The organism is Zarconia navalis LEGE 11467 (assembly GCF_015207075.1).
In the GTDB taxonomy this organism is placed as follows: domain Bacteria; phylum Cyanobacteriota; class Cyanobacteriia; order Cyanobacteriales; family Geitlerinemataceae; genus Zarconia; species Zarconia navalis.
Genome location: NZ_JADEXN010000194.1, coordinates 1 through 8,572, shown reverse-complemented (window position 1 = coordinate 8,572; position 8,572 = coordinate 1). Strand labels below are relative to the sequence as shown.

Sequence of the window (8,572 nt, the reverse complement as noted above, 5' to 3'; positions counted from 1 at the left end):
GATGTATAAATTAAAACCGATCGCCCTCAACGACAATCCATAATTTCTCCTTGCAAATTAAAAGTTCGATCGAGCATTATGACAAGCAACACGACACAAAGCCGGAAATTGGCATGGAAACAAGGGGCAGTTGCCCTGATTTCCCTATCGATGGTAATTAGTGGTGGCCCAGTCGCCGCCCAAGAAGAGTTCGATCGGTTTGCCGACTGGTGCGAGAATCGATCGACTTTGACCCCCCAAGCCGCCCGTACCGTAGAGGTGTTATTGGAGAAAGCCCTAACCCAGGATTGCCAAATGGCTGACGAAATCTTGACTGATTTTACCGGGCTTAGCCTGGGAGAAAATCAAATCATCGATGTAACGCCCCTGTCTTCTTTGACCAATTTAGAGTCACTTGACCTGGAGGGAAATCAAATCGTCGATCTAACTCCTTTGGCTTCTTTAAGTAATTTGATGTCGCTTGACTTAAAGAGAAATCGAATTGTCGATGTAACTCCCTTGTCTTCTTTAACTAATTTGACGATGCTTCACCTGGGGGGAAATCAAATCGAGGATATAACTTCCCTGTCTTCTGCGACTAACTTGACTGAGCTTGCCCTGTGGGAGAATCGAATTGTCGATATAACACCTCTGTCTTCTTTAACTAATTTGATGTCGCTTAACCTGGGGATAAATCAAATCGTCGATGTAACACCCCTGTCTTCTGTGACCAATTTGATGTCGCTTGACCTGGGGGAAAATCAAATCGTTGATGTAACACCTCTGTCTTCTGCGACCAATTTGACCGAGCTTTACTTGGGAGTAAATCGAATTGAGGATATAACGCCCCTGTCTTCTTTAACTAATTTGACATCGCTGAACTTGTGGAACAATCAAATCGTTAATGTGACTCCCTTATCTTCTTTAACCCATTTGACCGACCTTGACTTACGGGCAAATCAAATCATTAATCGCACTTGTCCGGTGGAACCCCAATCCGTTTGTATCTTTGAAAACAAGTTGAATTGGTAGAGGCGATCGCCCTCAACGAAAATCCATAAATTCTCTTTGCAAATTAAAACTTCGATCGAGCATTATGACCAGCAACACAACACAAAGCCGGAAATTGGGATGGAAAAAAGGGGCAGTTGCCCTAATTTCTCTATCGATGGTGATTAGTGGTAGCCCAGTCGCCGCCCAAGAAGAGTTCGATCGCTTTGCCGACTGGTGCGAAAATCGATCGACTTTAACCCCAGAAGCCCAGCACACCGTTGAGGTGTTACTTGAAGAAGTCGAAACCCAGGATTGCCAAAGTGCTGAGGAACGCTTGACCAATTTAGAGTCGCTGATACTAGTCGGAAATCAAATTGTAGATGTAACGCCCCTGTCTTCTTTAACTAATTTAGACACGCTCGATCTGGGGGCTAATCAAATCGAGGATATAACGCCCCTTTCTTCTTTGACCAACTTGACATGGCTTTTCCTCTATGGAAATCAGCTCGTTGATGTCACACCTCTATCTTCTTTAACCAATTTGAGCTTGCTTGCTCTGGGGGGAAATCAGATCGAGGATGTAACACCTCTATCTTCTTTAACCAATTTGGGCTTGCTTGACCTAGTGGACAATCAAATTGAGGATGTAGCGCCCCTTTCTTCTTTAACCAATTTGTATGCGCTTGATCTAGGGGGAAATCAAATCGTCGATCGCACTTGTCCGGTGGAACCCACATCAGTGTGTGATTTTGAAAAACCTGACCTGCCTTTACCTGGAGTCAAATCAAATCGTTGATGTAACGCCCCTTTCTTCTTTGACAAATGCGATCGAGGATTTACCTGGAGGACAATCAAATCGTCGATCGCACTTGTCCGCTGGAACCCGCATCCGTGTGTGGTTTTGAATAGCGATCGCCCTGGGGGACAGGGCATCAATTCTCACACATAAGACTTATTTAGACATAGAAACTTCGATCGAAATGATGACAAGCAATACGACACGAAGCCAGAAATTGGCATGGAAACAAGGGACAGTTGCCCTGATTTCCCTATTGATGGTGATTAGTGGTGGCACAGTGACCGCCCAAGTTCAGGAGTTCGATCGCTTTGCCGACTGGTGCGAGAATCGATCGACTTTAACCCCAGAAGCCCGACATACCGTTGAGGTGTTACTTGAAGAAGCCGAAACCCAGGATTGCCAGCTTGCTGAGGAATGGTTAACCAATTTGATATTCTTTGCCCTAAGTGACAATCAAATTGTGGATGTGAGTCCTCTGGCTTCTTTGAGCAATGCGACCAATTTAATATCGCTTGACCTGGGATTCAATCAAATTGTGGATGTGAGTCCTCTAGCTTCTTTGACCAATTTGGAAGTTCTTCACCTACAGGACAATCAAATCGTCGATGTAACTCCCCTGTCTTCTTTGACCAATTTGACTCGGCTTAGTCTGGACGGAAATCAGATTGATGATGTAACTTCCCTTTCTTCTTGGAGCAATGCGACCAATTTGACATCGCTTACCCTGAGTGACAATCAAATTGTGGATGTGAGTCCTCTGGCTTCTTTGACCAATTTGACATACCTTAACCTGGGATTCAATCAAATAGTAGATGTGACTCCCCTATCTTCTTTGACCAATTTGACCGATCTCGACCTGGGGAACAATCAAATCGTTGATGTAACGCCCCTATCTTCTTTGACCAATTTGACATGGCTTTTCCTATGGGGCAATCAAATCGAGGATGTAACACCTCTATCTTCTTTAACTAATTTGGGCTTGCTTGCTCTGAGTGGCAATCAAATTGAAGATGTAACACCTCTATCTTCTTTGACTAATTTGACATCCCTTAACCTGGGATTCAATCAAATCGTGGATGTGACTCCCCTATCTTCTTTGACCAATTTGACTGAGCTTGACCTGGGGGGAAACCCGATCGTCGATCGCACTTGTCCGGTGGAACCCGCATCAGTGTGTGATTTTGAAGAACCTGACTTGCCTTTACCTGGTACTTAGTCAAATCGTTGATGTAACGCCCCTATCTTCTTTGACCAATTTGACCTGGCTTGACCTGGGGGGAAACCCGATCGTCGATCGCACTTGTCTGGTTTAATCTCAATCTGGATGTATAGATTAAAACCGAGCGCGATCGTCCTCCGCGCTCGAACTGACGAGTGCACCTAAATTCTCATAGAACATTAAAGACTTAGAGCGAAATTATGACCAGCAATACAACACAAAATTGGCAACTGGGATGGAAACAAGGGGCAGTTGCCCTGATTTCCCTATCGATGGTGATTAGTGGTGGCCCAGTCGCCGCCCAAGAAGAGTTCGATCGCTTTGCCGACTGGTGCGAGAATCGATCGACCTTGACCCCAGAAGCCGCGCATACCGTAGAAGTGTTATTGGAGGAAGCCGACACCCAGGATTGCCAGATGGCTGAGGAACACTTGACCAATTTGACATTACTCGATTTGTACAACAATCGAATAGAGGATATAACTCCCCTATCTTCTTTGACTAATTTGACTCAGCTTGACCTGGGGAACAATCAAATAGTGGATGTCACACCTCTATCTTCTTTGACCAATTTGACCCGGCTTGACCTGAATGGAAATCAAATCGATGATGTAACGCCTCTAGCGTCTTTGACCAATTTGACCGAGCTTGGCCTGGAATTCACTCAAATAGTGGATGTCACACCTCTATCTTCTTTGACCAATTTGACCGAGCTTGGCCTGGAATTCAATCAAATAGTGGATGTCACACCTCTATCTTCTTTGACTAATTTGACTCGACTTTCCCTGATGGAGAATCAAATAGTTGATATAACGGCTCTATCTTCTTTGACTAATTTAAACGAGCTTTACCTAGTGGGAAATAAAATTATTGATGTAACTCCCCTTTCTTTTTTGACCCATTTAGTTTTACTTGACTTGCGGGGAAATAAAATTATTGATGTAACCCCTCTGTCTTCTTTGACCTATTTGATGGAGCTTAAGCTAGATCTTAATCAAATTATTGATATAAGTCCTCTATCTTCTTTGACGAATTTGACCAATCTTAGCCTGGGGAAAAATGAAATTATTGATATAAGTCCTCTATCTTCTTTGACATATTTGACGGAGCTTTACCTGGGAGGAAATCAAATCGAGGATGTGAGTCCCATTTCTTCTTTGGCTAATTTAGATTCACTTTTTTTACAGGAAAATCAAATATTTGATGTAGTACCTCTGTCTTTTTTGACCAATTTAGGGTTGCTTAGACTGTGGGGAAATCCAATCGTCGATCGCACTTGTCCAGTGGAACCTGCATCAGTATGTTTTTTTGAAAAACCTGACCATTTTTGACACTCCCCCACTTAAAAGATGGGAGATTCTTGGTTCTACGATCCGGACTTACTCAATATAAAAGCGATGGCCCTCAATGACAATCCATAAATTCTCCTTGAAAATCAAAAGTTCGATCGAAATGATGAAAAACAGTTAGAAACAAAATTGGGAATTGGGATGGAAAAAAGGAGCGATCGGGCTAATTTCCCAGTCGATTTTTTTCCCACTACCTAGACTGTAAGTTGTAGCGAGAGTTGGATGGACGATCGCAAACTCAAGATTTACGTACAATATTTAAAAATAGCTTCGCCTTTGGACTGATAAAATTTATCCTATCATCTCCCCTGAAACAACGCAAACTCGTGCCCAAAATATCTATCATTCTCAATAAATCGAGGTGATTCTCAGTGAAATTGCCCTCGCGATCGAATTTTGGGTGAATCTCTCTTGCCTCTCCAAAGCAAAAGATCGATCTTGAGTTCCAGACTGCGAGCGATGAAGTGAGTGTGTTTGTCAAAATACGGCGCAAAACGATCGCCATCGGCTATCATACTCTTTGATTTAAATCCCCCCAACTCAGAACCCGACATGGCCGATTTGACCCCCAATCCCAGCTTTAGCCTCACCATTCGCTTCGAACTACCCAATCAGGCAGGAATGCTAGCTAAAGTTACCCAAGCGATCGCCGAAGTGGGGGGGAGTTTGGGGCAAATCGATCTAGTCGATCGCACGAGAGCGGCGACAACGCGGGATATCACCGTCGATGCATCGAGTACCGAACACGCCGAACGCATTGTCAATGCGGTGAAAAGCTTGGAGGATATCGAAATCCTCGAGATTTACGATCGCACCTTCAACCTCCATCGAGGCGGCAAAATTAGCGTTGAAAGCACCCTCCACATCAAAAATCAGTCGGATTTGGCGATGGCGTATACCCCCGGCGTGGGTCGCGTCAGCAAAGCGATCGCCAACGATCCCGAACTCGTCCACACCCTAACGATGAAAGGCAATACCGTCGCCATTGTCACCGATGGCAGTGCGGTACTGGGGTTAGGCAATCTCGGACCGGAAGCGGCAATGCCGGTGATGGAAGGGAAAGCGATGCTGTTTAAGGAGTTTGCCGGTATCGATGCGTTTCCCATCTGTCTGGCAACCCAGGATGTGGATGAAATTGTCGAAACCGTCAAACGTCTCGCCCCGGTCTTTGGGGGCGTGAATTTAGAGGATATTGCCGCCCCTCGATGCTTTGAAATAGAGCGTCGGCTAAAAAAAGAAATCGATATTCCCGTGTTCCACGACGACCAACACGGCACGGCGATCGTCACTCTGGCGGCTTTAATTAATGCTCTGAAGCTCGTGAAAAAGAGCCTTCCCGAAATATGCATCGTCATTAACGGGGCGGGGGCTGCTGGGGTGGCGATCGCTCGGTTGTTGCGCCAAGCCGGGGCCGATCGCATTCTCCTGTGCGATTCGAAAGGCATTGTTTCCAAAGAACGAGAGGGCCTCACCCCCGAGAAACAAGAATTTGCCAGTCCCCAGACGGGAACTTTGGCAGATGCAATGAAGGAAGCAGATGTCTTCATTGGAGTGAGCGCGCCGGGAGTTCTCACGCCGGAAATGGTGCGATCGATGGCTGCCGAACCGATCGTCATGGCCATGGCAAACCCGATTCCAGAGATCCAGCCGGAACTTGTGGACGGGGCAGTGGCAGTGATGGCTACCGGACGCAGCGACTATGTCAATCAAATTAACAACGTACTGGCCTTTCCCGGTATTTTTCGCGGTGCTCTCGACTGCCGCTCCAAAGAACTCACCATCACGATGTTCCTCGAAGCTGCCGGGGCGATTGCGTCGTTGATTCCCCCTGCCAAGCTCGATCGCGAGTATATCGTGCCGTCGGTATTTGACGAGCGAGTGGTAACGGCGGTTTCGGCGGCGGTACAACACGCTGCCCGTCAAGCGGGTCTGGCTCGGTGTTAATTTTTCTCGGTTCCTTCTAATTGCTGAAATTGCGCCAGCAACCAAGTCACCACTTGAGATTGATTCATCTGGCGCGTTTTTTGCAACGCTTCTTCAAGTTGGGCAATTCTCAAACTTGGCAAGACTTGAGATTCAGTAATTCTGCGACTGCCGCGATCGGCGATTGAAAAGGCAATAATCCGGAGATATGACACGAATCTAAAAATGACTGAACTCATTCGATCGATTAATTCGGGCAAAAGCGATCGTTTCGCGTAATTTCTTTGGATCGATCCAAATATCTTCGGCTTGTTCTGCGGGATATATTAGTTTATTCAAGTAAAATCCCGGTAACGTTTCTCCGAGCAAGTAATAATACTCTAAATTTACTAAATTACTAATATACCAATAACAATGATAAACATAGCTGGGAGAAAAAATTTCGATAACTTTAGTGTTCGATCGACAAAAAGCAAGGTTGGTCAATCCACTGCCGTGAGGTGCGACAATCGCATCGGCACGAGAAAACATTACAGCCTGTTCTCGAACGGACATCGTTTCTAGCGTCACGCAGATAAATCCATATTCACCCAAAACTTTCATGACCTCGCGCTCGTTGATAACTCGCCGAATTTTTGAGTTGTTTCGGCTAATATAAATTCTCTTGGGGAAGTTCGATTTTTCAATGAAGTCGTTCTCTGAAAAATGATGTTTTAAGAAATTGCACGTCCAGGGTGGCATCCAGGAAATACTACCCGGAAATGAGGGAACGACTAATTTTTTAGCTCGAATATGAGAAAAAGACTCAACTTGCAATATTTTATCGTTTGCAATATTTAAAATTTTTAGGGTCTCTTTTTGAAAGGGATGCTGAATACTTGTCAAATAAAAATCTACTTCTTCTAAATCTAATTGACTGCGGTGCAATAACTCAATACGCGGCAGAACGTCAAACATCCAATGAAAATAGACGTTGTTTAAGAGTCCCGACAAAATCGCAACCGTTCCATCAATTTCTCGAACCGGTTCTAATGCTTCTTGCGATAAAATTGAGTGGTTGCTGGGGTGCTTATCCGGGTGGTTGGGACTGAGAATCGGAAAATCGGGAGAAAGATCGGCAATAAAGCGGTTTTCTGCGGTGATTGTGGCACTTTGAGTTCGATCGTCGTTTATCCAATATCGTCCTTCAGGAACGATCGCTACAAACGAACCCGGAAGTTTGAGTTGTTTCTCGAATCTAAAGCTAAAGTGAATGGAATCTTGATTTATTTTAGGTATTTTTAAATCGATCGAGATTTCTGGTAAAATTGGAATATAAGTATTTTCTACATCGATTGAATTCGACCATTCTAAAGTTAAATTATAAAAATTAAATGGAATCCAGGCTTTGTTTTTTTTAAATTCAGTTAAACTTTTCTTGGATTGAGAAAAACTTAGAACTAAATTAATTAAATAGCTATTCACTTCATCAAAATTGCTATTTTTAATTAAACTCGCCAAAAATTGATATCGATTGGTGTTTGTTTTCTTTTGGTCTAACCAAGCTCGAATAAACTCAGATTTTAGTAAAACGGCTTGCTTAAAATAGGAAATTGCTTTAGTTCGATCGCCTTTTTTGAGCCATGCATATCCTAAATCGCCATACGCATCGGCAAAGTTAGCTTTCAGCTCGATCGCCTTTTCAAAACACGCGATCGCATCCTCAACTTGCTGGTTTTTTAACAAGCAAAGCCCTAAATCATAGCAAACTTGAGAATCGGCTTTCCCCTCTAAAAAACTGCGATAACAGGAAATTGCCTCATCAAACTGTTCTAACTTTTGAAATACAATCCCTTGACTTCGGTAAGCTTCAATCAAGTTAGCATCGAGTTGAGTCGCTATTTGCCAATACTCGATCGCTTCATCGAATCGTCCCTGTTGAGAGAGCGTTCGTCCTAGTGAATAATAAGCATAGGGGCACTCGGCATCAATCTCGAGTATTGCTAAATAAATTTGTGCGGCAACTTCAAATCGATGTAGCTTAAAATAGCGATCGCCCTGAAAGTTGAGTATTTCTAATAATTCTTGAAAATCGCTCTCGACCCCATCAGGAGAGCTTGAAAATATCGCTGACAACCAAACTTCCTGACATCGTTCGTCCTCTCCTTGGAGGAGAAACACCAGTCCGAGATACCAATAGTGGCGAAGCGTACTTGGCTCGGCATCGATGCATCGTTGGTAAAGTCCGATCGCCCGATCGTATTGTTCTTCGACGAAGTATCGATAAGCTTGGGCTTGAAGCTGCCTGAGTTCCATGATGCTATCGAACGC

Annotated in this window: 7 protein-coding genes; 5 read left to right on the top strand and 2 right to left on the bottom strand. The window is 44.3% G+C overall.

The window, feature by feature from the left end:
• Window positions 1–78: 78 nt before the first annotated feature.
• The 5 genes from IQ235_RS11665 to IQ235_RS11645 all read left to right on the top strand — a co-directional run bounded on the left by IQ235_RS11665 (window position 79) and on the right by IQ235_RS11645 (window position 6,283).
• Window positions 79–1,011: a leucine-rich repeat domain-containing protein gene (locus tag IQ235_RS11665; protein ID WP_264321636.1), complete on the top strand. Its 933-nt coding sequence runs from the start codon at window positions 79–81 to the stop codon at window positions 1,009–1,011.
• Between the two features lie 64 nt (window positions 1,012–1,075).
• A complete protein-coding gene (locus IQ235_RS11660; protein WP_264321635.1) occupies window positions 1,076–1,768 on the top strand; it encodes a leucine-rich repeat domain-containing protein in 693 nt (230 codons plus the stop codon).
• A gap of 184 nt (window positions 1,769–1,952) precedes the next feature.
• Window positions 1,953–2,987, top strand: coding sequence for a leucine-rich repeat domain-containing protein (locus IQ235_RS11655; protein WP_264321634.1), 1,035 nt, complete (start codon window positions 1,953–1,955; stop codon window positions 2,985–2,987).
• Window positions 2,988–3,190: 203 nt separating this feature from the next.
• On the top strand, window positions 3,191–4,321 hold the full coding sequence (locus IQ235_RS11650; RefSeq protein ID WP_264321633.1) for a leucine-rich repeat domain-containing protein: 1,131 nt from the start codon (window positions 3,191–3,193) through the stop codon (window positions 4,319–4,321).
• Window positions 4,322–4,891: 570 nt separating this feature from the next.
• Window positions 4,892–6,283, top strand: coding sequence for a malic enzyme-like NAD(P)-binding protein (locus tag IQ235_RS11645; RefSeq protein WP_264321632.1), 1,392 nt, complete (start codon window positions 4,892–4,894; stop codon window positions 6,281–6,283).
• On the opposite strand, the gene IQ235_RS11640 is transcribed toward IQ235_RS11645, so the two are convergent.
• Together IQ235_RS11640 and IQ235_RS11635 are read right to left on the bottom strand one after the other, a co-directional pair.
• Complete coding sequence (locus IQ235_RS11640) at window positions 6,280–6,477, bottom strand: hypothetical protein (RefSeq protein ID WP_319592578.1); 198 nt, start codon at window positions 6,475–6,477, stop codon at window positions 6,280–6,282. The two genes, IQ235_RS11645 and IQ235_RS11640, sit on opposite strands and share 4 nt — an antisense overlap.
• Window positions 6,478–6,481: 4 nt before the next feature.
• On the bottom strand, window positions 6,482–8,572 hold a 2,091-nt coding region (locus tag IQ235_RS11635; protein ID WP_264321631.1), incomplete at its 5' end, for a glycosyltransferase 61 family protein.

What these genes read in the sequence shown, in the direction of transcription:
- IQ235_RS11665 (WP_264321636.1), top strand. Translation starts at nt 79, where the DNA reads ATGACAAGCAACACGACACAAAGCCGGAAATTGGCATGGAAACAAGGG.
- IQ235_RS11660 (WP_264321635.1), top strand. Translation starts at nt 1,076, where the DNA reads ATGACCAGCAACACAACACAAAGCCGGAAATTGGGATGGAAAAAAGGG.
- IQ235_RS11655 (WP_264321634.1), top strand. Translation starts at nt 1,953, where the DNA reads ATGATGACAAGCAATACGACACGAAGCCAGAAATTGGCATGGAAACAA.
- IQ235_RS11650 (WP_264321633.1), top strand. Translation starts at nt 3,191, where the DNA reads ATGACCAGCAATACAACACAAAATTGGCAACTGGGATGGAAACAAGGG.
- IQ235_RS11645 (WP_264321632.1), top strand. Translation starts at nt 4,892, where the DNA reads ATGGCCGATTTGACCCCCAATCCCAGCTTTAGCCTCACCATTCGCTTC.